The sequence below is a fragment of the Pseudorhodobacter sp. W20_MBD10_FR17 genome (genome assembly GCF_052119765.1).
Lineage (GTDB): Bacteria > Pseudomonadota > Alphaproteobacteria > Rhodobacterales > Rhodobacteraceae > Pseudorhodobacter.
Genome location: NZ_JBGQOQ010000009.1, coordinates 35,448 through 61,499, shown reverse-complemented (window position 1 = coordinate 61,499; position 26,052 = coordinate 35,448). Strand labels below are relative to the sequence as shown.

25 protein-coding genes, 1 pseudogene and 1 riboswitch are annotated in these 26,052 nt (G+C 57.3%); of the genes and pseudogenes, 14 read left to right on the top strand and 12 right to left on the bottom strand.

Annotated features, from left to right (window positions below):
• Positions 1–57: 57 nt before the first annotated feature.
• A complete protein-coding gene (locus ACEN2J_RS08140) occupies positions 58–693 on the top strand; it encodes a class I SAM-dependent DNA methyltransferase (RefSeq protein ID WP_442104818.1) in 636 nt (211 codons plus the stop codon).
• Here ACEN2J_RS08140 and ACEN2J_RS08135 read toward each other — a convergent pair.
• From ACEN2J_RS08135 to ACEN2J_RS08115, 5 genes are all read right to left on the bottom strand, one after another.
• Positions 676–3,099: a GcvT family protein gene (locus ACEN2J_RS08135; protein WP_442104817.1), complete on the bottom strand. Its 2,424-nt coding sequence runs from the start codon at positions 3,097–3,099 to the stop codon at positions 676–678. The two genes, ACEN2J_RS08140 and ACEN2J_RS08135, sit on opposite strands and share 18 nt — an antisense overlap.
• On the bottom strand, positions 3,096–3,974 hold the full coding sequence (locus tag ACEN2J_RS08130; protein WP_442104815.1) for a phosphotransferase: 879 nt from the start codon (positions 3,972–3,974) through the stop codon (positions 3,096–3,098). The genes ACEN2J_RS08135 and ACEN2J_RS08130 overlap by 4 nt, the downstream gene beginning before the upstream one ends.
• On the bottom strand, positions 3,964–5,892 hold the full coding sequence (locus ACEN2J_RS08125; RefSeq protein ID WP_442104813.1) for an ABC transporter permease: 1,929 nt from the start codon (positions 5,890–5,892) through the stop codon (positions 3,964–3,966). The genes ACEN2J_RS08130 and ACEN2J_RS08125 overlap by 11 nt, the downstream gene beginning before the upstream one ends.
• 4 nt (positions 5,893–5,896) lie before the next feature.
• Entirely contained in the window at positions 5,897–6,913 is a 1,017-nt protein-coding gene (locus tag ACEN2J_RS08120) for a quaternary amine ABC transporter ATP-binding protein (protein ID WP_442104811.1), read from the bottom strand.
• 75 nt (positions 6,914–6,988) lie between these two features.
• Positions 6,989–7,936, bottom strand: coding sequence for an ABC transporter substrate-binding protein (locus tag ACEN2J_RS08115; protein ID WP_442104810.1), 948 nt, complete (start codon positions 7,934–7,936; stop codon positions 6,989–6,991).
• 157 nt (positions 7,937–8,093) lie between these two features.
• On the opposite strand from ACEN2J_RS08115, the gene ACEN2J_RS08110 reads away from it, so the two are divergent.
• Positions 8,094–8,876, top strand: a complete 783-nt coding sequence (locus ACEN2J_RS08110) for a DeoR/GlpR family DNA-binding transcription regulator (RefSeq protein ID WP_442104809.1) — start codon at positions 8,094–8,096, stop codon at positions 8,874–8,876.
• On the opposite strand, the gene ACEN2J_RS08105 is transcribed toward ACEN2J_RS08110, so the two are convergent.
• From ACEN2J_RS08105 to ACEN2J_RS08095, 3 genes are all read right to left on the bottom strand, one after another.
• Positions 8,851–9,897, bottom strand: coding sequence for a YeeE/YedE family protein (locus ACEN2J_RS08105; RefSeq protein WP_442104808.1), 1,047 nt, complete (start codon positions 9,895–9,897; stop codon positions 8,851–8,853). The two genes, ACEN2J_RS08110 and ACEN2J_RS08105, sit on opposite strands and share 26 nt — an antisense overlap.
• 24 nt (positions 9,898–9,921) lie before the next feature.
• On the bottom strand, positions 9,922–10,245 hold the full coding sequence (locus ACEN2J_RS08100) for an ArsR/SmtB family transcription factor (RefSeq protein WP_442104806.1): 324 nt from the start codon (positions 10,243–10,245) through the stop codon (positions 9,922–9,924).
• Between the two features lie 134 nt (positions 10,246–10,379).
• Positions 10,380–10,787: a thioredoxin family protein gene (locus ACEN2J_RS08095; RefSeq protein ID WP_442104805.1), complete on the bottom strand. Its 408-nt coding sequence runs from the start codon at positions 10,785–10,787 to the stop codon at positions 10,380–10,382.
• A gap of 155 nt (positions 10,788–10,942) precedes the next feature.
• Here ACEN2J_RS08095 and ACEN2J_RS08090 point away from each other — a divergent pair, with 155 nt between their 5' ends.
• The 12 genes from ACEN2J_RS08090 to ACEN2J_RS08035 all read left to right on the top strand — a co-directional run bounded on the left by ACEN2J_RS08090 (position 10,943) and on the right by ACEN2J_RS08035 (position 21,599).
• Positions 10,943–11,680 (top strand): cytochrome c biogenesis CcdA family protein, encoded by a 738-nt coding sequence (locus tag ACEN2J_RS08090; protein ID WP_442104803.1) that lies wholly within the window; start codon positions 10,943–10,945, stop codon positions 11,678–11,680.
• Between the two features lie 24 nt (positions 11,681–11,704).
• The gene (locus tag ACEN2J_RS08085) at positions 11,705–12,265 is read left to right on the top strand and encodes a thioredoxin family protein (RefSeq protein WP_442104801.1); all 561 of its coding nucleotides are present in this window, start codon (positions 11,705–11,707) and stop codon (positions 12,263–12,265) included.
• A 174-nt stretch (positions 12,266–12,439) separates the two neighbouring features.
• Complete coding sequence (gene soxX, locus ACEN2J_RS08080) at positions 12,440–12,913, top strand: sulfur oxidation c-type cytochrome SoxX (RefSeq protein WP_442104799.1); 474 nt, start codon at positions 12,440–12,442, stop codon at positions 12,911–12,913.
• Between the two features lie 51 nt (positions 12,914–12,964).
• Positions 12,965–13,384, top strand: coding sequence for a thiosulfate oxidation carrier protein SoxY (soxY, locus tag ACEN2J_RS08075; protein WP_442104797.1), 420 nt, complete (start codon positions 12,965–12,967; stop codon positions 13,382–13,384).
• Between the two features lie 17 nt (positions 13,385–13,401).
• On the top strand, positions 13,402–13,731 hold the full coding sequence (gene soxZ, locus ACEN2J_RS08070) for a thiosulfate oxidation carrier complex protein SoxZ (protein WP_022703643.1): 330 nt from the start codon (positions 13,402–13,404) through the stop codon (positions 13,729–13,731).
• 31 nt (positions 13,732–13,762) lie between these two features.
• Positions 13,763–14,623, top strand: a complete 861-nt coding sequence (gene soxA / locus ACEN2J_RS08065; RefSeq protein ID WP_442104794.1) for a sulfur oxidation c-type cytochrome SoxA — start codon at positions 13,763–13,765, stop codon at positions 14,621–14,623.
• A 120-nt stretch (positions 14,624–14,743) separates the two neighbouring features.
• The gene (soxB, locus tag ACEN2J_RS08060; protein WP_442104792.1) at positions 14,744–16,435 is read left to right on the top strand and encodes a thiosulfohydrolase SoxB; all 1,692 of its coding nucleotides are present in this window, start codon (positions 14,744–14,746) and stop codon (positions 16,433–16,435) included.
• A gap of 27 nt (positions 16,436–16,462) precedes the next feature.
• Positions 16,463–17,722, top strand: a complete 1,260-nt coding sequence (soxC, locus tag ACEN2J_RS08055; protein ID WP_442104790.1) for a sulfite dehydrogenase — start codon at positions 16,463–16,465, stop codon at positions 17,720–17,722.
• Positions 17,706–18,815 (top strand): c-type cytochrome, encoded by a 1,110-nt coding sequence (locus ACEN2J_RS08050; RefSeq protein WP_442104788.1) that lies wholly within the window; start codon positions 17,706–17,708, stop codon positions 18,813–18,815. Before soxC ends, ACEN2J_RS08050 begins: the two co-directional genes overlap by 17 nt.
• 94 nt (positions 18,816–18,909) lie before the next feature.
• Positions 18,910–19,800, top strand: coding sequence for an MBL fold metallo-hydrolase (locus ACEN2J_RS08045; RefSeq protein WP_442104786.1), 891 nt, complete (start codon positions 18,910–18,912; stop codon positions 19,798–19,800).
• 3 nt (positions 19,801–19,803) lie between these two features.
• The gene (locus ACEN2J_RS08040; RefSeq protein WP_442104784.1) at positions 19,804–20,745 is read left to right on the top strand and encodes an MBL fold metallo-hydrolase; all 942 of its coding nucleotides are present in this window, start codon (positions 19,804–19,806) and stop codon (positions 20,743–20,745) included.
• A gap of 56 nt (positions 20,746–20,801) precedes the next feature.
• Positions 20,802–21,599: an inositol monophosphatase family protein gene (locus tag ACEN2J_RS08035; RefSeq protein ID WP_442104782.1), complete on the top strand. Its 798-nt coding sequence runs from the start codon at positions 20,802–20,804 to the stop codon at positions 21,597–21,599.
• Here ACEN2J_RS08035 and ACEN2J_RS08030 read toward each other — a convergent pair.
• From ACEN2J_RS08030 to ACEN2J_RS08015, 4 genes and pseudogenes are all read right to left on the bottom strand, one after another.
• Entirely contained in the window at positions 21,596–22,042 is a 447-nt protein-coding gene (locus ACEN2J_RS08030) for a 6,7-dimethyl-8-ribityllumazine synthase (protein ID WP_442104780.1), read from the bottom strand. The two genes, ACEN2J_RS08035 and ACEN2J_RS08030, sit on opposite strands and share 4 nt — an antisense overlap.
• Before the next feature lie 63 nt (positions 22,043–22,105).
• A riboswitch (FMN riboswitch) is annotated at positions 22,106–22,245 on the bottom strand.
• A gap of 42 nt (positions 22,246–22,287) precedes the next feature.
• Complete coding sequence (locus ACEN2J_RS08025) at positions 22,288–22,884, bottom strand: ABC transporter ATP-binding protein (protein WP_442104987.1); 597 nt, start codon at positions 22,882–22,884, stop codon at positions 22,288–22,290.
• A 635-nt stretch (positions 22,885–23,519) separates the two neighbouring features.
• Positions 23,520–24,233, bottom strand: a pseudogene (locus ACEN2J_RS08020) (ABC transporter permease); the annotation flags it as partial.
• A 569-nt stretch (positions 24,234–24,802) separates the two neighbouring features.
• Positions 24,803–25,831: an ABC transporter substrate-binding protein gene (locus ACEN2J_RS08015; protein WP_442104778.1), complete on the bottom strand. Its 1,029-nt coding sequence runs from the start codon at positions 25,829–25,831 to the stop codon at positions 24,803–24,805.
• Positions 25,832–26,052: the final 221 nt, after the last annotated feature.

The following is a 26,052-nucleotide window of genomic DNA, read 5'->3' as shown; positions in this document are numbered from 1 at the left end:
AGGCTTTCACAAACGGCAGGCTATAGCTATGGTTTATGCAACAGACGGGGGGCGATCATGGGACAATCCACGCATGACGGGCATTTGGGCGCAGTCTATGCCGCCACCGCGCCGACCGAGGTGGCGGCCGCCTATGACAAATGGGCCGAAACCTATGAGGATGAGATGCGTAAGGCGGGGTATCGTCACCCTTCGGTAGCACTCGCGCTGCTCGCCCGCCACCTGCCGCGCGGCGCAGGCCCGATTCTGGACGCAGGCGCAGGCACCGGAATGGTGGGCGAGTGGATGGGGATTATCGGCTTTCCAGACGTAGAAGCGCTTGATATTTCAGCAGGAATGCTGGCCGCGGCGGCACGCAAAGGCGTGTATTCACAGCTGCACAATCTCGCGCTTGGCGGGGCGCTGCCTTTTGCCGATGCAACCTATGCCGCCATTCTATGTACCGGCGTCTTTACGACCGGCCATGTGGGCGCCGAGGCCTTGGACGAGCTGGTCCGCATTACCCAAGCGGGTGGTTTTATCGTCGCCACCGTAAAAGGCACGGTCTGGGAAGGTGGTTTTGACCGTGAGGTTGACCGCTTGGTTGCCGCGGGCGTGCTAACCTTGGTTGAGGAAACCCCGCCCTATGTGTCGATGCCGGGTGAGGCAGCAACCTCACCCAGCCGCGCGATTGTTCTACGCCTTCACACGTGAATTGCTTGGGTCAAACGGGGCCTCAAGCATGATTTTAGCAGGGTAGGTTTGCGAGGCGACGACCAAAGCATAGTTGCCAGAGGCAAGAAAATCGTCACTAACACCGCTAGAATTTCGCACATAGCCATAACCAATCGACTTGCCGATCGTATAGCCATACCCGCCCGATGTCAGATAGCCAACCGCCACGCCGTCGCGCAAAACTGTCTCGCGGCCCACCAAAACGGCTGCCGGGTCATCCAGCGCAAAACCGGCAAAGCGTTTGGTCAACGGACCCGCCTTTGCCAATGCCTGCGCGCCAATAAACCCTTGATCTGCTTTGCGCACGGCCCAGCCCAGCCCAGCCTCCATCGGCGTGTCATTCGGCGTGATATCAGACGACCACGCCCGATAACCCTTTTCCAACCGCAGACTTTCCAAGCAGCGATAGCCCACAGGCCGTAATTGATGGCCCGCCGCCATTAGGGCATCATACACATCACCAATCGCCGCAATCGGCACATGCAATTCCCAGCCCAACTCGCCAACATAGGTAAGCCGCAGCGCCCGAATTTGGGCGCCAGCGATCCTGATGTCTTGCACCGTACCAAAGGGAAATGCCGTGTTAGAAACGTTTTCTGACGTGACCGCCGCCAAAACTTCCCGCGCCTTTGGCCCCATAAGTGACAGCGTACCATAGGCCTCGGTCACATCACGCAGGGTGCAGCCCGTGCTGGGCAGGTGGCTGGCGATCCAGGCCTGATCATGCGTACGAAAGCCGGTGCCGGTGACGATATAAAAATGATCCTCGGCCAGCCGCGCCACGGTAAGATCCGCCTCTATGCCGCCACGCGTGTTCAAAAGCTGTGTATAAGTCACACGCCCTACGGGCCGCCCAACATGCCCGGCGCAAATCTTGGCCAAAGCATCGGCGGCGGCTGGGCCTGTCAGCTCATATTTGGCAAACGAGCTTTGATCGAACAGGCCCACATGTTCGCGTACATGGGCGTGTTCTTCGCCCACTGCGGCAAACCAATTTTGCCGCCCCATGCTATAAATATCACGCGGCTCTACCCCGTTTCGTGCGAACCAATTTGGCCGTTCCCACCCTAATTTAGAGCCAAACACCGCCCCTTTGGCCTTTAGGCGGGCGAAGAGTGGCGACACAATCCTAGGGCGCCCGCTGGTGTATTCCTCATGCGGGAAACCGATGGTGTAGTGTTTTCCATAAGCCTCTAACGTTCGGTCACACACCCATTGTCTGTCACGGTGCATATCGGAAAATCGCAAAATATCGACGGCCCACAGGTCCAACGGCGCCTCGCCGGTCATTGCCCATTCCGCCAGCACCCAACCTGCGCCCCCACCCGAGGCAATGCCAAAGGCGTTAAAGCCCGCGCCGACATACATGTTTTCGCATTCCATCGCGCGGCCAAGGATAAAATTACCATCGGGGGTAAAGCTTTCCGAGCCGTTTATCATCTGCTTGACGCCCGCCGTTGCCAATGCGGGCACGCGGTGCATGGCTTGCTCCATATGCTGTTCAAAATGATCGAAATCATCACCAAACAGGCCGAATTCCCAGTCATTGGGCACATCGCCTGTCACCCACGGCTGGGGGTTAGGCTCATACCCGCCCATCACAAGGCCGCCGACCTCTTCCTTAAAGTAGGTCCGGCGATCCGGATCGCGCAAAGTCGGCGCATCGGGCGACAGGCCTGCAATCGGGTCGGTGATGATGTATTGGTGCTTTACCGGTTGTAGGGGCACGTTAATACCGGCCATTGCCCCCACTTGGCGGGCCCATTGTCCGGCACAGTTTATAACCTTTTCCGCGATAATAGTGCCTTTTGTTGTGTGAACGGCGGTGATCCGCGCGCCTTCCATCGCAAAGCCGGTAACGCGCACGCCCTCAACAATCTTGGCCCCGTGCATCCGCGCGCCTTTGGCCAGCGATTGGGTGATATCAGACGGGCTGGCTTGGCCATCGGTGGGCAGCCAACTGGCACCAACCAGATCGGCCACATCCATCAAGGGCCACATCCTCTTTACCTCATCGGGCGAAATCAGGTGCATTTCCATACCAAAGCTGCCCGCCGTGGTTGCCAGCCGTTTGTATTCGGTCCAACGGTCTTGATTTGTGGCAAGCCGCAAGCAGCCGGTCATTTTCCAGCCGGTTTCCAGCCCCGTCTCATCGCTTAGACGTTTGTACAAATCGACCGAATATTTCAAAACCTTTGTAATAGAGGCCGAAGATCGTAACTGCCCCACCAGCCCCGCCGCATGCCACGTCGACCCCGACGTCAGCTTGCCTTGTTCAAGCAAAACCACATCGGCACCGTGGTCTTTGGCCAAATGATAGGCGGTCGAGCAGCCGATAATACCGCCGCCAATAACAACAACCTGGGCATGGATGGGCAAAGTCATGACAATAGCTTTCCGTAGAGGGCCTGATAGGCGGCAATCTGCGCCGCAAGCCGGGATTGGTTTTCCGTGATGTAGGCGGCATAATTGGCACCCGGCGCCGAGAGATGCAGATCAGAGACCATCGCCCACATGGTTTCGCGCAACAGCGCCGCAACTTTCATCGCCTCGAATGCCTGTAAAAGCGGTGCATCAGCGGGCTTGCCAAAGTAAGTATTTAGCAAGGTTAGAGACTGTTTTTGCGTCATCTCGGCGTTTGAGGCGGCCCCTGCCAGATCAAACAGGGGCGTCGAAAAGCCTGCGTATTCATAATCGATCAGCCACAACCGCGCATCGTCTTCCAGTATATTCGCGGGCAACAAGTCGTTGTGCGAAAAGACGATCGGCAACGGCACTTGAATCGTCTCTAACACAGCCGAGAGCGCCACGTATTCCGGCAGAATGGCATTGTGACGCGACCCGTTCAGGGTGCGCGCATAATCGCGGATCACATGAAACACCCAAAACAGCGATGCCTCACCGGAAACGACCATTGGCATATCGTGGTGGAATTTTCGTAGAAAATTCGCGGTACGCGCTGGATTCAAGGCCACATCCGCAGCAGTCCAAGTCCGCGCCTGTACGAATTCTGTCACCATCACACCCGCCGTCGTATATTCCACCGCAGGCGCAAAACCGCAGGCATGGGCGGCGCGTGAAACCATCGCCTCGCGGGCGCGGTTGACGTGGTGGAACGGGTAATCAACGCCAAAGCGCACGACATGCGACCCAGCGACGTCGGTCACCTTCCAAATCTCATTCGACAGCCCGCCCGAAAGCGGTTCGGCCGTCACCTTACCCTGCCAGCAAGGCAGCGCCAAAATCCGCTCATCGACCATTGCTGCCCTCCACCAGACCCAAGCCTGCCCGCGCCCGCGCAGCCGCCGCATTGATCAGCCGATCGGCGATAATCGCGACAAAGGCCACCGCCAGCCCTGCAACCAAGCCGCGCCCAGAATCGGCTTTGGTCAGCGAGATATACACCTCTTGCCCCAAATCACGCGTGCCGACCAAGGCCGTAATCACCAGCATTGAAAGCGCGAACATGATGGTTTGGTTCACCCCCAGCATGATTTCGGGCAGCGCCAGCCGCAGTTTTATGCGCGTCAGAATCTGCCAATTTGTGCAGCCCATGGCACGCCCTGCCTCGATCAGCCTTGGGTCCACGGCTTGCAACCCCAGCGCGGTATAGCGGATCGCGGGCGCAATCGCATAGGCCACAACCGCGATCATCGCCGTGAAATCGCCCACCCGAAACAGCATTACAGCAGGCATCAAATACACAAAGGATGGCAGGGTTTGCAGCGTGTCAATCGCCAGTCGCACCCAGCGCCACAGGCTGTCGCGTTCCGCCGCCAACACGCCGATAGGCAGCCCGATCAACATCGCAATCGCTACCGAGATGCCGCACAGGTAAACGGTTGTCATCGCCTTGTCCCAAAGCCCCGTCGCGGCGATCAGAACCACCAAAACTGTGACCAACACCGCCAAACGCGCACCTTGCAAACGCCAGCCGACAAAGCCCATAAGCAGCGCAACACCGGCCCAAGGCAGGCCGATCAAGAACCGCTTGAACGGGATCAGCACATTCAGCAACAGCGCGTTTTTGGTGGCCTCTAAGACATCAAAGTAATTGACGTTAATCCACGCGACAACCCGGCTCCAAAATGTACCTGTGGAAAGCTGCCATGCCTCGGGATAGGTTTGCACTGCGGGCATGATAGTAGCCGCCAAACCGGCCAGCCCAATCGTCACGAATGCCGCCAAAACATAGGCATTACGCGCGGTTGCGGACACAGGCCGCTCTTGTGCCGCGGCCTGTGAAATCCGGTCCAGCGCAATCGCAAGGGCGACGATGGCAAAACCCGCCTCTAGCCCTGCACCGAAATCAAGCCGCCGCAGTGCTGCAAGCACGTCAAACCCAAGACCCCCTGCCCCGATCATCGAAGCAATAATCACCATGTTCAACGACAACATGATCACTTGGTTAACGCCCACCATCAGCCCCGCTTTGGCCGAGGGCACCATCACCCGCCACGTCATCTGCCGGCGCGAACAGCCCACCATATTGCCAAGATCGCGCAACTCATCCGGTATGCGCTGCAACGACAGCTGGGTGATCCGTGTCATGGGCGGCATGGCATAGATGACCGTAGCGATCACGGCAGCCACAGGGCCAAAGCCGAAAAGGATCAAAATCGGTACTAAATAGGCGAATACAGGGATGGTTTGCATCAGGTCCAGCAGCGGCGTGATGGCCCGCGCGACCCAAGGCCAACGATAGGCAGCAAGGCCCAACGCCACGCCACCAACCACCCCGATCGGCACAGCGATCAAAATCGAAGCCAACGTTATCATCGCACTTGTCCATTGCCCGAACACGGCGACAAACAAAAAACACGTGCCTGACAGCAGGGCCAATCGTATCCCGCCAACACGGTGCCCGATCAAGGCCGCCAAAATAACAACGGCCAGCCACGATAGCGGCGGCACCTCGGCGGCACCTGCCGACAGCAGGCCTGTGACCAACCGGTACGGCGCCTCGACAATAGCCGAAATCCAGCGCGTCAGTTCCTGAAAGGTAAACAGACCAAAGCTTGCGTCATTCAGCAGCCATTTGGTAAAGGCCGAAATCCATTTGGCGGCAGGCATTACATTTGCTTTGGGCCAGTCAAATGCCCAAGGCAAGAGCGGCTGGGCAAGGGCTGTAAACAGCCAGAAACCACCCAAAACAGCCAACCAAATTGCCGCCCGCATGACCCTAGCCCCCCAACATCAGGGCAACAACATCGTCGCGCCGCAAATGCCCAAGGGTTTCGCCCTGCGCATCCACAACCCGCAGCACAGTTTCGGTTAAAAACAGTGGGGCCGCCTCCGCCACCTTGGCGCTGGCGGCAATGGTCGCCGTGGGCTGATCGCCGCTGGCGGGCTGCATCACGCTGGCCACCCGCACCACCTTGGCCCGCGGTACGGCGCGGGTGAATTCGGCGACATAATCTGTCGCGGGGTTCAAAACGATATCTTCGGGCGTGCCCTGCTGCACCACCGCCCCATCTTTCATAATCGCAATTTTATCGGCCAGACGGATCGCTTCATCAAAGTCATGCGTAATGAAAACGATAGTCTTTTTCAGCACCGATTGCAGGCGCATGAATTCATCCTGCATTTCGCGCCGGATCAGCGGGTCTAGTGCCGAAAAGGGCTCATCCAAAAACCACAGCTCGGGGTCGGCGGCAAGCGACCGCGCAATGCCCACCCGTTGTTGCTGCCCACCAGAAAGCTGCCTTGGCAGAGACGTTTCGCGCCCCGCAAGGCCCACAAGATCGATCATCTTGCGCGCAGTTTCTTCGCGTGCGGCACGGGCCACGCCCTGCACCTCTAACGGAAAGGCAACGTTTTGCAAAACCGACATATGCGGCAATAGGGCGAAATGCTGAAATACCATGCCCATTTTGTGCCGCCGCAACTGTCGCATCTCGGCCTCGGAGGCCGCCAACAGGTTTTGGCCATGAAACCAGATCTCGCCCGAGGTTGGCTCAATTAAACGTGACAAACATCGCACTAATGTCGATTTACCAGAGCCAGACAGCCCCATGATGACAAAAATCTCGCCCTCATTTACAGCCAGATCGACAGACCGCACTGCCGCCACATGGCCACGCGCGGCAAATTGGGCGGCAGTCGCGTCCCGCCCCACATCGGCCAAGACGCCCGCACCATTCGGGCCAAAGATCTTCCACACATCACGGCAAAGCAATTTTGGCGCTGGGTTCGTCACTAATGTCTCCGGCAAAAGGGGGCCGCTACCCATGAGGGGATCGTGGGCAGCAGCCAGAGGAACGACGCGGTCAGATCACTTGATCCAGCCAGACCAGCGCGCCTCATTCTTATCCATCCAATCCGCGACGACCGCCTCGACGGAGCTGTCGTTCAGATCGACCTCGGTAATCATAGCGCCCATCTCTTTGTTATCAATGGTAAACGCTTTGATCGCCTTTTCGGCACCCGGCCATTTATCGGCTAGGCCGGCCCAGCCAACCTTCCAAATCGCGCCAAAGGGCTTGCCGCAGTCATAGGCCATATCGGGGTTAAGACCCCAAGCCGGGTCGCTATAGCATTCGGGCGTATATTCGGGAAAGGCGACCCAATCGCCTTCAAACTTGGCGGGTGCCCAATGCGGTGCATAGATCCACAGCATTACAGGCGCTTCACGCTGCACGGCGGATTCCAACTCTGCAAACAATGCCGCATCGGTGCCAGCGTGGATAACCTCAAACGGCAGATCAAGCGCTTCGATCCGCTCTTCATCAAACCCGCCCCATGTGACGGGGCCACCCAAATACCGGCCTTTGGGCGCGGTTTCGGCGGTTGAGAACGCCTCGGCACATGCGGGTTCTTTCAACGCTTCCCAATTCGGCAGGCCGGGGCATTTCTCGACCATATAGGACGGATACCACCATTCTTCTTTGGCCTGCATCCCTGTTGGCCCAAGGTTCACCACTTTGCCAGTGGCGGTCGCGGCATCCATCGCCTCGCGGCCTGTAGTTTCCCAAATTTCCATCGCGACATGCAGATCGCCTGTCTCTAACCCAGCGAATTGGGCAAGATAATCGGCCTGCACATATTCAATATTATAGCCTGCCTTTTGCAGGACAGAGCCCATCAATTCGGTGGTAATCAACTGGCCGGTCCAGTCATGCAGCGTCAGCTTGATCGGATCGGTGCTCTCTTGCGCCATCGCCGCACCCGCCGAAAGCGCGATAACCGAGACGCCAAGCCGCATCATGTGATTGATCTTCATTCCAAACCCCCAATTGATTTTGTCTGATTGCGTCAAGTAACGCGCGGGTTTGGCAGTGTGTCAAACACATTATGTGGCTTTATGTGCTTTTTATGACTGGTTTTGCCTGAATAACCCCGATATTGCCTAAATATCGGTCACGCCCCGCAGGTAAAATATGCTGTCGAAACGCCATGCTGAGATTCTAAAAATTCTGGATACCCAAGGCACGGTGACCATTTCAGCGCTGGCCGAGGCGATGGAGGTCAGTTTAGAGACCATCCGCCGTGATGTTCGGCCGCTGGTGGATGGCGGGGCGGTTTTGCGGATGCATGGCGCGATTAGCCTGACGTCGCAGGCGGGCGAAGCACCCTTTCGCCGCCGGATGCGCGAAAATGCCACCGCCAAACAGGCGATTGCCGCCGCAGCCTCCGCAACCGTGCGCCACGGCGATGCGGTGATGATGGATACAGGCACCACGACCAGCTTTCTTGCGCGGGCCTTGGCGGGGCATAAGCGGCTGACAATCATCACCAACTCCACCGATGCGGCTCGCACTTTGGCCGCAGGCGAAGGCAACCGCGTGTTTTTGGCGGGTGGTCAGATTATCGGCGATAGCGGTGCTGTTTTGGGCGCCCAAGCTGTGCGGTTTGTAACCGGATTTTCGGCGGCACATGCCTTTATTTCGGCAGGGGCCGTCGATGGCACAGAGGTGATGGATTATGAAGAGTCCGAGATGGAATTTGCGCGCGCCTTGCTGTCGCGGGCCGAACGGCGGGTGCTGATTACCGATGCCACCAAATTCGGGCGGCGCGGGTTGGTGACGGTTTGTGGCTTTGACGGACTGGATGCGCTGTTTACCGATGCGCCCGTTTCCGACCCAATCGCCAGCGGGTTAAAGCAGGCAGGGGTAAAGCTGACGGTTGCAAATGGCTCTAATCCGGCTGAAACCCACCAATAAGCCGCCGCAACCCGATCACCGCACCCAAGACAATCGCCGCCAAAGTGACCGGCCCCGACCATGCCAGCGTGGCAAAAGCTGATACGCCTTGGCCGACCGAACAGCCAAGCGCAATAACACCGCCCACGCCCATCATAGCAGCGCCCGATACCTGCCGCCCCAATTCGCGTGGGTCTTCACAGGCCTCCCACCGAAACAGCCCCCGCCAAAGCGACCCCGCGAGCGCGCCAACCAGAACGCCACATACCGTGCCGACCGAGAATGAGATGCCGCCAGCGGTTGAGGTCATTAACCAAAGAATCGTGCGGCCCAAAGGCGCGGTAAAGGACAGGCCTTCGACCTGCACCTCGCCAAAGCTTGCCTCTGCCAACCAGCTTGTCGCGACAAACGACCAGACCACAGCAAGCCCTGCCGCAACACCCCACGCCAATTGCAGTGGCGCGCGGCGCAAGCCTTTATGCGCCAGCGCCCAAGCCAGCAAACCCAGCGCAATCGCCCCAGCCGTCAGCAGCGGCGGCAAGCCGGTCCAAGCCTGCACAGCATAGGCAATGCCCTGCGGCCCTGTGGAACCGGCTTGGGAAAACAGTGCAATCCGCAGTGGTGCCAACGGACCAGACAGGACGATAAAGGCAAAAACACCCATCACTACGACAACCACCAATGACCGCAAATCGCCCCCACCAAACCGCACAAGCGCGCCAAAGCCGCAGTTGCCCGCCATCGCCATACCATAGCCAAACAGCAAGCCACCGATGATCGAGGCGGAGGGGTCCCACGCAATTTGGTGGTAAAAACTGGCACCAATATCGATAAGCCCAAGGCTACCGCACAGATAGGTGCCAAAAATGGCAACGCCCAGCACTACCCCCCACAGCCGCAGTCGCCGCTGATCGTCGCCGTAAAGTGCGGTTTCGAGCGCGCCAAGGGTACAAAACTCACCCAACCGCGCCGAGAGGCCAAGCACAATGCCCGCTATCAGCCCCGCCAAGGCCGCCCAGATGCCAAAAGGTAGGTTTTCCATGGTCAGCCCTTTTTCTTGCCGTACTTAGTGAGGGTCACAAAAAAGATCATAAATCAGTGCGACCGCACGCAGAACTTTGGGGTCTTGCAGGGAATAAATGATGGTCTTGCCATCACGTTGCGCCGAGACGAGACCTTCGAGCCGCAAACGGGCAAGCTGCTGGCTGACCGCCGCTTGCCGAGACGACAGCAGGTTTTCCAACTCGGTCACACTTTTGGGGCCAGAGGACAGGTGACACAGGATCATCAGCCGCCCTTCATGCGCCAAGGCTTTCAGAAAATTCGCTGCATCTACAGCGTTTTCCACCATTTTTTCAGGCGAGATCACGGCACAATTTGCACCGGTCATGTTAGGGTCTGGTCTGGCTGTGTTGGCTGGCATCCCCTACCCTCTCCCTCAGCTTTGGGCGATTTTGCCCTTTTGTTTTGCTGCTTATGGCACAAAGCTCTGCCTATCTGCAAAAAACAAACCGTGATAGTGATTTATTCCAGAGTGATACCAGCGTTTTTCAGCATCACACCCAACATCCCGTAAAAGAAATCTTCGCCGGGATAGCCTTCGATCCGTTCCAATTCCTGCCCGTTTTGCACCAAAATAAAGGTCGGCGTGAACACAGCTTTGCGCTCAAAGCTGACACCGTCGGGCAATGGGTCGCGCAACTGAATACGCTTTAACGGGGCGGCGCGGCCCTCGGCGGTTTTTTCATAGGCATCGCCCACCTCGGCATTCCAACGCGCGCAGTAAATGCAGCCAGGCTGCTCGACCATATAAAGCGTGACCTCTTGGGCGGCAGCTTGGGTGACGGCGAAGACAGATGTCGCCAGCCAAAGGCCAAGCGCAAAGGCGCAGTGACGAAAGAGAGAGCGGATGGCTTTGGCGGCGACGAGCATGATTGACGACCTGCTAAAATATATTCACATTGTAATATGAATCAGTATCAACGCAAGTGCCTTGAAAGCTTGCGCTTGCGGCGGACGCCGGGGGACTTCACGCCCCCCGGACCCCCCGTGAGGTATTTTTGCCAAGATGAATGAGGGCGGGGGATATGTTTGAGATTAGTTATGGTGGGGCGGCGCTGGCAGGGCTGTTGAGCTTTTTGTCGCCCTGCATTTTGCCGATGGTGCCGTTTTACCTGTCATATATGGCTGGGATTTCGATGCAGGAATTGCGCAGCGATGGCGGCATTGCACCGGGGGCACAAAAGCGGTTGGTTGGGTCGGCGATTGCCTTTGCCTTGGGTGTGACCACCATCTTTGTTTTGCTGGGGCTGGGGGCGACTGCCTTGGGGCAGGCGTTTATTCAGTGGAAAGACCAGCTTTCCTATGTGGCGGCGGCAGTGTTGTTGGTATTTGGCCTACACTTCCTTGGCATTGTAAAAGTACCATTTTTGTACCGTGAGGCGCGGTTGGATGCCAAAACCGAACCGTCGAGCTTTATTGGCGCCTATGTGATGGGCCTTGCCTTTGGCTTTGGCTGGACACCTTGCGTCGGGCCGGCGCTGGCGGCGATTTTGATGGTTGCCAGCGGGATGGGCGATCTGTGGCAAGGTGGGTTGCTGTTGTTTGTTTACGGCATGGCGATGACCTTGCCGTTTGTGATCGCCGCATTGTTTGCCAAGCCGTTTCTGGCCTGGGTTGGGCGCAACCGCAAATACCTTGGCTATGTTGAAAAGGTGATGGGCGCGATGCTGATTGTTTTTGCAATTCTCATCGCAACAAACTCGGTCAATTACATTGCCGATTTTATGATCCGGAATTTTGATTGGTCCGGTACGCTGAAATAAGACTGTTTTTACGAGGAGGCCATGATGACCCGTATTTTTGCTACGATTGCGACTCTAATCGCCCTTGCACTGCCTGTTTCAGCCGCTGAATTGGGCGATGATGGGCTGCACAAACCGACGTGGCTACGCGACACGTTCAAAGACCTGCGCGAGGATCTGCACGAGGCCAACACCGACGGAAAGCGCCTGCTGGTGATTTGGGAGCAGCGCGGCTGCATTTATTGCACAAAGATGCATGAAGAGGTGTTTCCCGACCCCAAGATCGACGCGCTGATCCGTGACACCTATTTCGTTGTGCAGATGAACCTTTTTGGTGATGTTGAGGTGGCAGATTTCGACGGCACAGTGCTGCCTGAAAAGGAAATGGCACAGCGTTGGGGCGTTGTTTTCACCCCCACCATGATGTTTTTTCCCGAAGAGGTTGAGGACGGCAAAACGGCGCAGCAAGCCGCCATTGTCTCGATGCCCGGCGCGTTTGGAAAAGGCACGACCGCCGCTCTCTTGACTTGGGTAAAGGACAAGGAATATCTAACTGGCGAACACTTCCAAAAGTATCTGGCCCGCACAATGGCGGACCCAGGTTAAGGGAAAATCACATATCGAAGCCCCCTCTGCCGGTGCATTTTGACCCGATCTTAACTGTTAGCCACACGGTAGCGCTAACAATTGGGAATATATGCAATAATTGAAATATCATTATTGCATACTGTGGGATGCTTGGTCTATCCTCAGATTCGGAGGAAACAGGGAGGTCTTCGAATGAAGCGCCATATTATTATTGGCATGGCTATTTCTGCGCTTAGCGCAACTGTCGCCATGGCAGAGGTTGCACCGGAAAACGTGGAATTCACGGACGGTGCCATCGCACAATCACTTTCCGGCACCGCAGGAAATGCGGAAGACGGCAAAAAGGTCTTTTCGACCGCCGGTTTGGGGAATTGCGTTGCCTGCCACGCGGCAGAAATCAGCAAGGACATTCCTTTCCCCGGCACAGTTGGCCCCGCGCTTGACGGCGCAGCCGACCGTTGGACGCCAGAACAGCTGCGCGGGCTCGTTGCCAACGCAAAAATGACGTTCGATGGCACCGTTATGCCCTCGTTCTATAAAACATCCGGCTATATCCGCCCGGGCGATGCCTATACCGGCAAAGCAGGCACAGAGCCGCTGCCACCTATTTTGAACGCGCAGCAAGTCGAAGACGTTGTCGCCTATTTGCTAACGTTCAAAGAATAAACCCGTGACACCCCTGTCCGGCATATCCGGACGTGACTGAGGAGTGAAGGAATGATCCTTTCAAGAAGAGAAGCCCTTGTGCTTGCTTTGGGAAGCGTAGCCGCAGCTGCGATCCCAATGTCTGCCTTGGCAAGCGTGGATGAAGCTGTTGCTGCCTTTACCGGTGGTGCTGCTGTAACCGACGGCGCTGGCGTTACACTGACTGCGCCTGAAATCGCTGAAAACGGCAACACCGTTCCTGTATCGGTTGCTGCACCCGGCGCGTCGTCGATTCTGATTTTGGCTGCGGGCAACCCGACGCCTGCCGTTGCGACCTTTAACTTTGGCGAACTGGCCGGGGCGCACGCTGCCTCGACCCGTATTCGTCTATCCAAGACACAAGACGTTGTTGCGATTGCCAAACTGGCAGACGGCACCTTCGTTCGCACGTCTTCGGAAGTTAAGGTCACCATCGGCGGCTGCGGCGGCTGAGATAGGGAGATAGAAACATGGCAAACGACGTAAAACCCCGCGTAAAAGTGCCGAAGTCAGCCAAGGCTGGCGAGGCCGTTGTTCTGAAAACGCTGATCAGCCACCCGATGGAATCTGGCCAGCGCAAGGACAAAGATGGCGCGCTGATCCCGCGTTCGATCATCAACCGTTTTACCTGCGATTTTAACGGCAAAAACGTGATCGACGTGACGCTTGAACCGGCAATCTCGACCAACCCTTACATCGAATTCGAAGCGATGATCGGTGAAGCGGGTGAGTTCAAGTTCACTTGGTATGATGACGATGGCTCTGTCTACGAAGACAGCAAGCCTATCGAATTCGCCTGATTTCCGTAGCAACATATAGGGAGGAAACAATATGACGCCGCGGACAATCAAGACGGCACTGGCCGCTACCGCAATGCTTGGCTTTGCCTTTACGGGCATGGCCAACGCCGAGGCTGCCGATGACACGCTTGTTATCGACGGTACCGAAATCACCACCAAAGCAGCGCCTGCAGCCCATCTTGATGGTGCCCTGCCCGAGCTGTATTCGGGCTGGCATTTCCGGGATGCAGACACCCGCTCGATGCAAGCCGATGACTTCGACAATCCAGGCATGATCTATGCCGATCGTGGTTTGGACAGCTGGAACGCCGTTGATGGTACCGAGGGCAAATCTTGCGCTTCGTGCCACGAGGGCCCCGAAAGCATGAAGGGCCTGCGCGCAGTGACCCCGCGTGTGGATGCCAAAACCGGCAAGCTGATGAACATCGAGGCTTATATCAACGACTGCCGCACCAATCGCATGGGTGCCGAGGCTTGGGGTGATAAATCCGAATCCTTGACCGATGTTATGGCGCTGATCTCGGTGCAATCGCGTGGCGAGATTATGAATGTCGCCGTTGATGGTGCCGCTGCCCCTTTCTATGAGATGGGCAAAGAGATGTATTACACCCGTTATGGCCAGCTGGAGCTGTCTTGCTCTAACTGCCATGAGGATAATTACGGCAACTACATCCGCTCGGACCATTTGTCCCAAGGTCAGACCAACGGCTTTCCGGTTTACCGCCTGAAAGACACCAAGCTGACCACCGCACAGGGCCGTTTTGTTGGCTGCGTGCGTGATACCCGCGCCGAAACCTTCAAAATCGGCTCGGACGAATTCAACGCGCTGGAACTCTATGTCGCTGCACGCGGCAATGGTTTGGCGGTCGAAGGCGTTTCGGTCCGCAACTAACCCTTACGGGCGCCCCATCTGCGGGCGCCCGCATTCGTTTGAAAATTTTTGAAAATCTGTCTTCGGCCTTTCACACTCATTTGGGTGAACGGGAAAGGTCTGTAACGAAAGGAACGCATCATGATCTCGCGCCGCGAGTTTTTACAGGCCTCCGTGGCCGCATCGGCGCTTTACGGCGCGTCTGGCGTTGGCAATTGGGCACGTCTTGCCGCCCAACAGGTGCTAACCCAAGATCAGCTGCTGCAGTTTGATGCGTTCGGCAACATCACCTTGGTGCATATCACCGACATTCACGCCCAGCTAAAACCGATCTGGTTCCGTGAACCTGAAATCAACATCGGTGTGGGCGATGTGAAAGGCGTGCCGCCGCATGTGACCGGTGCCGATTTCATTAAACAGTTCAACCTGAAACCCGGCTCGCCCGAGGCCTATGCCCTGACCTATGAGGATTTCACCTCGCTTGGCAAAGCATACGGCAAAATGGGTGGCATGGACCGTGTGGCCACTGTTGTAAAATCCATCCGCGCCGACCGCCCCGAGGCGATTATTCTGGACGGCGGCGATACTTGGCACGGCTCGATGACCAGCCTTTTGACCAAAGGTCAGGATATGGTCAACGTGATGAACCAGCTTGGCACGGAGGCGATGACCTCGCATTGGGAATGGACCTTTGGTACCGAGCGCGTCAAGGAAATCGTCGACGGCCTGCCCTTCCCGTTCCTCGGTCAGAACATCTTTGACAAAGAGTGGGATGAACCCGCGTTTGACCCCTATACATGGTTTGAACGTGGTGGCAGCAAGGTCGCTGTTATCGGCCAAGCCTTCCCCTATATGCCGATCGCCAACCCAGGCTGGATGTTCCCCGAATACTCGTTCGGTATCCGTGATGAGCGTATGCAGGAGATGGTGGATGAGGTCCGCGCCGCAGGCGCCGATCTGGTTGTCGTGCTGTCGCACAACGGCTTTGATGTTGACCGTAAGATGGCATCCCGTGTCACCGGCATCGACGTTATCCTGACCGGCCACACCCATGACGCCATTCCCGAACCTGTTTTGGTGGGTGAAACCATCCTGATCGCGTCCGGCTCACACGGAAAATACGTCAGCCGCGTTGACCTTGACGTGCGCGATGGCAAGATGATGGGCTTCCGCCACAAGCTGATCCCGATCTTCTCGGACGTGATTACGCCGGATCCTGAAATGGCCGCGCTGATCGACGCTGAACGCGCACCTTACAAAGACCAGCTAGAGGAAGTGATCGGCACCACCGACAGCCTGCTTTATCGTCGCGGCAACTTTAATGGCACGTGGGATGATCTGATCTGCAACGCCATGCTGTCGGAACGTGACGCCGAAATCGTCATGTCGCCCGGTGTGCGTTGGGGGGCATCGGTGATGCCGGGTGAAAACATCACCCGCGAAGACATCTACAACGCCACCTCGATGACCTATCCAAACTGCTACCGCACTGAAATGACAGGTGAATTCCTGAACGTCATTCTTGAGGACGTGGCCGACAACCTGTTCAACGTCGACCCCTATTACCAGCAAGGCGGCGACATGGTGCGCGTGGGCGGCATGGGCTATGCCATCGACGTGAATGCGACGATGGGCAGCCGCATTTCCAACATGACCCACCTGAAGACAGGTGAGGCGATTGACCCTGCCCGCACCTATACCGTGGCCGGCTGGGCAAGCGTCAATGAGGGCACCGAAGGCCCGCCCATCTGGGATGTGGTCGAGGCGCATATTCGCAAAATCGGCACTGTTAAACTTGAACCCAACACCTCGGTCACCGTCACCGGGGCCTAAACTCAACCGCTTTAGAAAGGTTTCGTCATGTCAAACGAACCCAAAACAGGCACGACACGGCGCGGCTTTTTGGCCGCCAGCACGGCGCTTGTCGCCAGTGCCACGGCCGTGCGCGCCCAAACCGCCGACCCGCTTATCACCGAAGTCCAAGATTGGGCCTCGGGCTGGGGTGCAGGCGTCGATGAAACGCCTTACGGCCTGCCGATCCGATTTGAATCAGACGTCATTCGGCGTAATGTGTCATGGCTGACGGCGGATGTGATCTCCTCCATCAACTTTACCCCGATTCACGCGCTGGATGGCACCATCACCCCCGCTGGCTGCGCGTTTGAACGCCACCACTCGGGCGCGATTGAGCTGTCAAAGGAAGACTACCGCCTGATGATTAACGGCCTTGTTGATCAAGAGCTGGTCTTTACCTACGCCGATCTGGAACGCTTTCCGCGCGTGACCCGCACGTTCTTCCTCGAATGTGCGGCCAATACTGGCATGGAATGGGCGGGCGCGCAGCTTAACGGCTCGCAGTTCACCCACGGCATGATCCACAACATGGAATACACCGGCATCACCCTGCGCACCCTGCTGGATGAAGCAGGCATCAAGCCCGAAGGCAAATGGCTGTATATCGAAGGCGCCGACGCGTCGTCGAACGGCCGGTCCTTGCCGATGGAAAAAGCGCTGGATGATTGCATGATCGCGTTCAAGGCCAATGGCGAGGCGCTGCGCATGGAACACGGCTATCCTGTGCGCCTTGTCGTGCCAGGATGGGAAGGCAACCTTTGGGTCAAATGGCTGCGCCGGATTGAGGTGACAGACGCCCCCGTGGAAAGCCGCGAAGAAACCTCGAAATACACCGACACCATGGAAAACGGCACGAGCCGCAAGTTTACATGGGTTATGGATGCCAAATCCGTGGTCACCGCCCCCAGCCCGCAAATGCCGATCACCCACGGCCACGGGCCGCTGGTTATCACCGGTCTTGCATGGTCCGGTCGTGGCCCGATCACCGGCGTTGATGTGTCGATGGATGGCGGTAAAACCTGGAAACCGGCACGGCTTGCCGAACCGGGCCAGCCTATGGCGATGTCGCGGTTCTATTTCGACCACAACTGGCAGGGCGAAGAGATGCTGCTGCAATCGCGCGCGACCGACAGCACCGGCTATGTCCAACCGACCAAGGCACAACTGCGCGAAGTGCGCGGCGAAAACTCGGTCTATCATAACAACTGTATCCAAACCTGGTGGGTCAAACCAAACGGCGAGGCTGAAAATGTCGAAGTTTCTTAATCTCACCACTGCACTCGCAGTATCGGCAACACTGGCAACTCCGGTTTTCGCCGAAAAGCTTGGCCTCGGCCGCCCCGCCCTGCCCGAAGAAGTCGCGGCATGGAACCATGACGTGCGCCCCGATGGCGTGGGCCTGCCCGTTGGTTCGGGCGATGCGATTGACGGCGAAGAAATCTTTGCCGACAAATGCGCATCCTGTCACGGCGATTTCGCCGAAGGCATCGGCAACTGGCCCAAACTGGCGGGCGGCATGGACACGTTGAACCGCAAGGATCCGGTCAAAACCGTGGGCAGCTATTGGCCTCATGTGTCGACCTTGTGGGATTACATCAACCGCTCGATGCCCTTTGGCAACGCCCAATCGCTTGAGGTGGATGAGGTTTACGCCATTACCGCCTATATCCTCTATTCCAACGATTTGATTGAGGATGATTACGTTCTGTCGAACGAAAATCTGGCCGATTTTGAGCTGCCAAACGCGAACGGCTTTTTCCTCGATAACCGTGGTGAAACCGAATACGCCCAGTTTTCCGCACCTGCTTGTATGGAAAACTGCAAGGATGAGGTGAAAATCACCATGCACGCCACTGTGCTGGATGTAACACCCGGCGATCCGAACGATGGTGACGGCGCACCGGCTGGTGCATCGGGCGAGGGTGGCGCTGCTGCTCCGGCAGTCGAACCTGCTGCTGAACCTGAAACCAAAGCCGAGGCAGCAGAACCAGCGCCAGCGCCTGCCGCCGAACCTGCGGTTGAAATGGCCGCAATAGACCCTGCTTTGATTGCTGCCGGCGAAAAGGTCTTTAAAAAGTGTAAGGCCTGCCACAAGGTCGGTGACGATGCCAAAAACGGTGTTGGCCCCGCCCTGAATGGCATCGTTGACCATGCAGCGGGTGCCGCAGACGGGTTTAAGTATTCGTCCGATTTGGCCGATGCTGCCGCAGGCGGTTTGGTTTGGGATAGCGCAAACTTGCACACGTTCCTTGAAAAGCCCAAGTCGCTGATCGCGAAAACAAAAATGTCTTTTGCGGGCCTGAAATCTGCCGAAGAGCGTGATGCTGTGATCGCCTACCTGTCTACCTTTACGCAGTAAATCGGGGCTGTCCCCTCTCGTCGCAGCGCTGTTGATCGGCGCTGCGACACATCAGATCGCACGGCGGGAACGTCAGCTAAAAAAGGATAACACCATGAAGAGACGTGACTTTTTGGCCTTTTCAGCCGCCGCTCTTACCCTGCCCCGCACAGGCTTTGCCGCTACTGAGCTGGCCTTGGGCGACGGCAAGCTGATTACCCTGTCTGACGGCAATCTAACCCTGCCCGGTGATTTCGTTTTGGCCAACATGGACCCAGTACAGGCCGCCGCGATGCGCCAGAAATACAACTTGGCGGCCGACAGCTACACCCCGCCTTGCAATGTTACGCTGTATCAAGATGCCACCCGCAACGTGTTGTTTGATGTCGGCGCCGGCCCTGATTTCATGCCCTCGGCTGGCAAGCTGGATGAGGCGCTGGCGGCTGCGGGCCTGACCCATGACGACATAACCCATGTCCTCTTTACCCATGCCCACCCCGATCACCTTTGGGGCCTGCTGGATGATTTTGATGAGCCGCAATTCGCCAATGCCGAATACTTTATCGGTCAGGCCGAGTTTGACTATTGGATCGATCCCGAAACCGTCAACACTATTGGCGAGGCGCGCACCACATTCGCCGCAGGTGCCGCCCGCCGCCTTGATATTTTGGCCGAACAGTTAAACTTTTTCAATGATGGGGATGAACCCGTAACCGGCGTGACAGCCCGACTGTCGGCAGGTCATACACCGGGGCATATGTCGTTTATTCTTGGTGGCAAGGCGCTGATCACGGGCGATGCGATTTCCAACAATTTTGTCGCCTTTGAACAGCCCGGTTTTGCCACCCCATCTGACCAAGATCCCGAGATGGCCGCCGCAACCCGTGTAGGACTGCTGGATCAAATCACCGCCGATGGGCTGACTATCTCCGGCTTTCACCTGCCCGGCGGCGGCGTTGGCACCGTGACGCGCCAAGGCGACAGCTACACTTACATTGAGGGATAACCCATGCGCTTTCTCGCCCTGATCGGCCTTGTCGCGACACCCGTTTTCGCATCTGAAGATATCCCCGACCAGTATCCACAATCGCTGCTGTATTCTAAACCGGTTGAGGTGATCCCACATATCTTTTCCGCTATCGGGGCCACCGCACCACCGACTTATGAGAATGCGGGCCACAACAACAACCTGTCGTTTATTGTGACAGGTGACGGCGTTGTCGTGGTGAATTCGGGCGCGTCCTACCTGCTGGCCCGCGCCTTGCATGAGGAGATCAAGGCCGTCACCGATCAGCCGGTGAAACTGGTGATCAATGAGAACGGCCAAGGCCATGCCATGCTGGGCAACAATTATTGGATTGAACAAGGCGTGCCCGTGCTGGCGCATGTTGAGGCCGCAGAAGAGTTTGAGCACAGCTCTGCCCAGTCGCTGACCGCGCTAAAGGCCTATGCACGCGAAAATGCCGAGGGCACAGATCCGATGGGGCCGACCGAGACCTTTACCGACAAACGCGAAATTACGATGGGCGATTTCAAGATTGAGGTGCTGCACCTCGGCCCCGCACATTCGCCCGGTGACACGCAAGTTTGGTTGCCCGATCAAAGTTTCATGATCGCAGGCGACATCGCGTTTCACGAACGTATGCCGCCGATTTTTCAAGGGACATGCACCAGTTGCTGGATTGAAACTTGGGAAGGCCCGCTGACGGATCTGTCGCCCACCTATATCATTCCCGGGCACGGCCACCCAACCAACTTCGCCCAAGTAACCCGCTACACCCACGACTACCTTGTCTATCTGCGCGAGAAAATTCAGGACCATCTGGATGCGGGTGGCGACCTAGCCGGTGCCTATTACGTCGACCAAACCCCCTACGCGCATTTGGATACCTTTGAGGAACTCGCCACAAAAAACGCGGGCGTGGTGTTTGCGGAAATGGAGTTTGAATAAACCTTGCGCTGGCCCACCGTTTCAGCATTCTAGAGCTGCACAAAAAGGGGCCAGCCATGACCGACGCGATCACCAAGCGCTATACCGCCGCACAAACCATCGCACGCGATGCGGGGGCACTGGGGCTTAAGTATTTCAACAGCTTTGACACCCTGACAATCGAGTCCAAATCCCATCAGGATTTCGTTTCCGAGGCCGACAAGAACGTCGAAACCCTCGTCCGTGCGGCCATCACCGCAGCCTTTCCCGATGATGCGATTGTGGGTGAAGAAGACGCGCCGACCACCGGCACATCGGGTTTTACATGGGTCATCGACCCAATCGACGGCACCACCAATTTCATCCACGGGATTCCGCAATGGTGCGTGGCCATCGCCATCGTACAAAACGCGCAAACGGTGGCGGGCATCATCCACGACCCCGTGCATGACGAATGCAACCATGCCATGCGCGGCAATGGCGCGTTTTGTAACGATAAACCCATCCGCGTGCTACAGGGCCGCCCACTGACCAATGGGTCGATGGGTGTAGGCTTTTCCGGCCGCACCCGCGCAAGCGGCAATGTGATCACCCTGATCGACCTGATCACAAAGGCAGGCGGTGTGTTTTGGCGCAACGGCTCGGGCGCGCTTAGCCTTGCCTATGTCGCCCAAGGCAAGCTGCTGGGCTATGTGGAAGAGCATATGAATGCGTGGGATTGCCTTGCAGGCCAGTTGATGATTGCCGAGGCTGGCGGCATGATTGAGGCGCAAAACGCAGATGATATGATTGCAAACGGCGGCCGCGTTGTGGTTGCGACCGCCGAGACATTTGCCCAAGTGCAGGCGATGGCGGATCAAGCTTACGGAGCTTAAACCCCTGTCAGATCAATATCCGCCACGCCGATAACAGCCTGCGCCGCCTCGGCCCCTTTTTTCAGAAAATGCTGGAAATAGAACCCCATATGGTCTGGCGTGGGCTGGAAATGATGCGGTGTCAGGCTGACCGAAAACACCGGCACGCCGGTTTTCAGCTGCACGTCCATCAGGCCGTTTACCACAGCGGCGGCGACAAAATCATGCCGGTAAATCCCGCCATCCACCACCAAAGCGGCGGCGACGATGGCGTCAAACTTGCCCGTTGCAGCCAGCTTTTGGGCCAGCAGTGGCATCTCAAACGCGCCGGGCACATCATAGCTGACCACATGCGCCTCGCGCCCTGCGGCTTCCATACCCGCAACAAACCCCGTCAGTGCCTGATCTACGATCTCGGCATGCCAGCGGGCCTTGATAAAGGCGATTGTCAATTTTTCAGTCATAGGAACCTTCCCTTTACATGTCAGGCTCCCAAGGCGCAGCAAGGGCGGTAAAACCACCCAAACCGTTGTTCCTTCCATCCGGACTATACCGTCGGCCCCGGAATTTCACCGAAGTCTGCTGACCTCAGGATTTCAAAGAAATCCGTAAGCGCTCGCGGGCTATCACCGCCGGTGGGGAATTTCACCCCGCCCCGAGAACGCGGCACCCTAAAACGCAGTGGCGGCGAATGACAAGAGCGCAGCGCCTATTCCGGCACCAAAACAGGGCCAGAGGCGGCAAAAGACAGCATCACATCATCACCAATGCGCAACGGCTTGGTCACATCGTCCAGCACAGCGAACAGGTTCCCGAACTCGGCCTCTACCGTGTATTCCATCCGGCTGCCAACATAGGTTGCCTTGGCGATGCGGGCGGGCATCCCCTGCCCATCCGCGCCAATCCGCACACGGCTGGGCCGCACCGCAACCCGCGCTTTGCCGGGGCGCAGCCCCCGCGACAGCAAGCTATGCCGGAAAGACCCGATGCCGATTTCGGCCATGTCGCCGTTGACCTGCAAAATCTCACAAGGGATCAGGTTCGCCTCGCCGATAAAATCGGCGACAAAAGCATCGGCTGGGGCCTCGTACAAATCGCGCGGGGTGCCTTTTTGGGCAATACCCGCGTTGCGCATCACGACGATTTCATCTGATACGGCCAGCGCCTCTTCTTGGTCATGGGTCACGTAAACCACAGTCAGCCCAAGGTTTTGCTGAATCTCGCGGATTTCCTCACGCACTTGACGGCGCAGCTTGGCATCCAAATTCGACAGCGGCTCGTCAAACAGCAAAACCTGCGGCTCCAACACCAGCGCCCGCGCCACGGCAACCCGCTGCTGCTGCCCGCCCGAAAGCTCGCTCGGCAGGCGATCCCCGCCCGCACACCCACTGGCATGTTGCGAAACACAAAGCTGATAATCAGGATAATCCCCGTACCCGTAATCTCAATCGGGGGCACGTTGAACGCAAGGATATAGGCCACACCGATCACCGTACCGGGAATGGCAAAGGACAGCATCGTGCCAAATTCAAACGACTTTTTCCCTGCGAAATTTTGGCGCGTCAGCAGGTAGGCCGTGATCAAACCGACCGCCGCGGTGAACGGTGCCGCAATCGTCGCGATCATAATCGTGGTGAAAAAGCTGTCCCAAGCAGACCCCGTCCAACGCAGGCCGTTGTCACCCCAGCTTACCGCAAAGGCGGTCAGGTAATGCTTGAATGTCAGCGTATCATCGACACCCCAAAGCTGCACAAACGACCCGTAAACGATGTAAACATAGACCGCGATCGTGAACAGCGCCCAGATCGCCGCCACCGCATAGATCGGCAGCGCAAGGCCCAGTGGCATTTCGGGGTGAACCCCCGCATCGCCCTTGCCGGTCACGGTGGTATAGCTTTTCTTACCCAGCCAAAACCGCTGCAGGTAAAACGCGCCAAGGGTAAAGCCCAGCAAAACCATCGCCAAAATTGCAGCACGGCTTTGGTCATATTGCGCGCCAACAATGGCGAAAAAGATCTCGGTCGACAGCACATCAAAATTGCCGCCAAGCACCAGCGGGTTGCCAAAATCGGCCATGCTTTCGATAAAGCCCAGCAAGAACGCATTCGCCAAACCGGGCCGCATCAACGGCAAAGATACAGTGCGAAACACCTGCCAGCGGTTGGCGCGCAAGGTCTGCGCCGCCTCTTCCATGCTGGGGGAAACGCCTTCGACCACGCCGATCATCACCAAAAACGCAATCGGGGTGAAGGCCAGAACTTGTGCCAGCATCACCCCCGGCAAACCGTAAAGCCAACGGGTTGGCTGCACGTCCAACACACCGGAAACCCATTGCGTCACCGTGCCCGACAGTCCGAACAACAAGATCAGCGCCAGCCCGATCACGAAAGGCGGCGTGATAATCGGCAGCACTGTCAGCGCCCGCAAAGCTTGTTTATATTTGAAATTCGACCGCGTCAGGACCAGCGCAAACACCAACCCCAGCAACGTGGTCAACACCCCGACCAACACCGCCAAGAACAGCGAGTTCCACGCCGCCCCGCAATTGGTACCCGAGAAACACCCAAGCCCCCAAATGCGCCGGTCTACAAATTTGCCGAAAAACTCGACAATCGAATAGCCACCTTCATCTGAAACAAAGGCCGCCCCCAGCATTTTCACGATGGGAAAGAACACGAATATCGTAACGATGGCAATCACGCCGCCAATCGCCGCGGTGACAAACACATCGCCGTTCACCGCACCCCGCGCAGCAATACCTTGGGTGAACAAAAACAAAAACGCTGACGCCACGATCAACGCGCCGTAGCCCATGCCAAACTGCCGGTCATCCAGCGGGCCAAACAGCGCCGTCATCCATTCATAATTGAACCCGCGCAGGCCAATTCCCAGCCCTTGCGCCACCAGCCACGCAAAACCAAAACCGCCTGCAAGGATCAGCACAATCCCATAGATAGGGTCGGTTTTGCGCCGTCGCAGCACAAGTAACGGTGCAATCAGCGCAGGCAGCATCGGCGCCAGCCACAGCTTTTGGCCCAGCGCGACCAACATCGCGGCAGGCGCATAATCGGGGTCGGTTGGATAGCCGTCAAACAGCCATTCAAAGGTGTAAAAATCCTCGACCCCATACCAAGGGAGGAGGAGATAACCGACCCACCCGGCGATGATCCAAAAGATCAAAACCGGGTGGATGGTGCGTTCAGATGTTACGGTCCGCAATGGGCTTACTGCGGCAAGGTGGAAACGTCGTCATCCCACTTTTTCAACAACCGCTTACGCTCATCCGACGAGCCGTATTTCTTGAAATCATAGTCGATCAGCTTGATCGCATCCATGTTCGGCGCTTTGTCCGATGATTGCGCCGACTTATTCGACATCACCTGAAACGCGTTCACTTGCAGCGCAAGGGTTTGCGCCTCGGCCGTCAGTGCCCAATCATAGAACTGCTTGGCCTCATCCATATGCCGCGCACCCTTGATGATCGACATTGAACCGATCTCATACCCCGTGCCTTCGCATGGGGCGACCGTCACAATCGGAAAACCAGCAACCGTTTGCGCCACGCTGTCGTGCATGAACACGATGCCAACCGTCGTTTCACCGGTGCCCGCCGCCTTAATCGGGGCCGAGCCTGACTTGGTGTATTGGTTGATGTTGGCATGTAGGCGCTTCATATAGTCAAAGCCCTTATCCTCGCCGAACAGCTGCACCATCGTCGCCAACGTTGTATAGGCCGTGCCCGACGAATTCGGGTTCGCCATCTGCACTTTGCCTTTGAACTCCGGCTTGGTCAGGTCTTCCCAGCAGGCAGGCGCGGTCAGGCCCGCATCGGCCAGCAGTTTGGTGTTATAGCCAAAGCCCAGCGCGCCGGAATAAATGCCGATTGTCTTGTCGCCAGCAGAGGTGGCCTGCGCAATCGCCCAAGGGTGCAGTTGGTCACGCATTGGCGAAACATAGGGTTCTGTCAGGTCTTCCTCGGCGGCCTGCAAATGCGGATCACCGGTACCACCCCACCAAACATCGCCCTTGGGGTTAACTTCCTCGGCCTTGATCTGCGCAAAGGTTTCGCCCGATGGTTTGCGGGTCATATCGACGTTGATCCCCGTCGCTTCCTCAAAGCTGCGCGCCATAAGCTGGCACCAATCTTCTTGCGCCGAGCAGTACAGATTCAGGTTTCCAGCCGCCATCGCACCACCAGCCGAAAGCCCCGTAGCCAGCGCCATTGCGGACGCGGCTAGTGTATAATTACGCATGATTCCCTCCCAGGACGTTGCTTAATTCGTCTTTCCCTAGGCTTAGGTCGCGATGGTTTTGAAAATGGTGCAACTTATTTTGTAACAGAATGATGACAGGACGGATGCACGCCGCATTGTACAAATTGCACCAAACGGCCCGCAGCAGGCGCCTCTGGGGCAACATCCCCTACGGGGTGCCCATTATTGCAGCTTTGTTTTTATCGGCCCTATCGGCACAG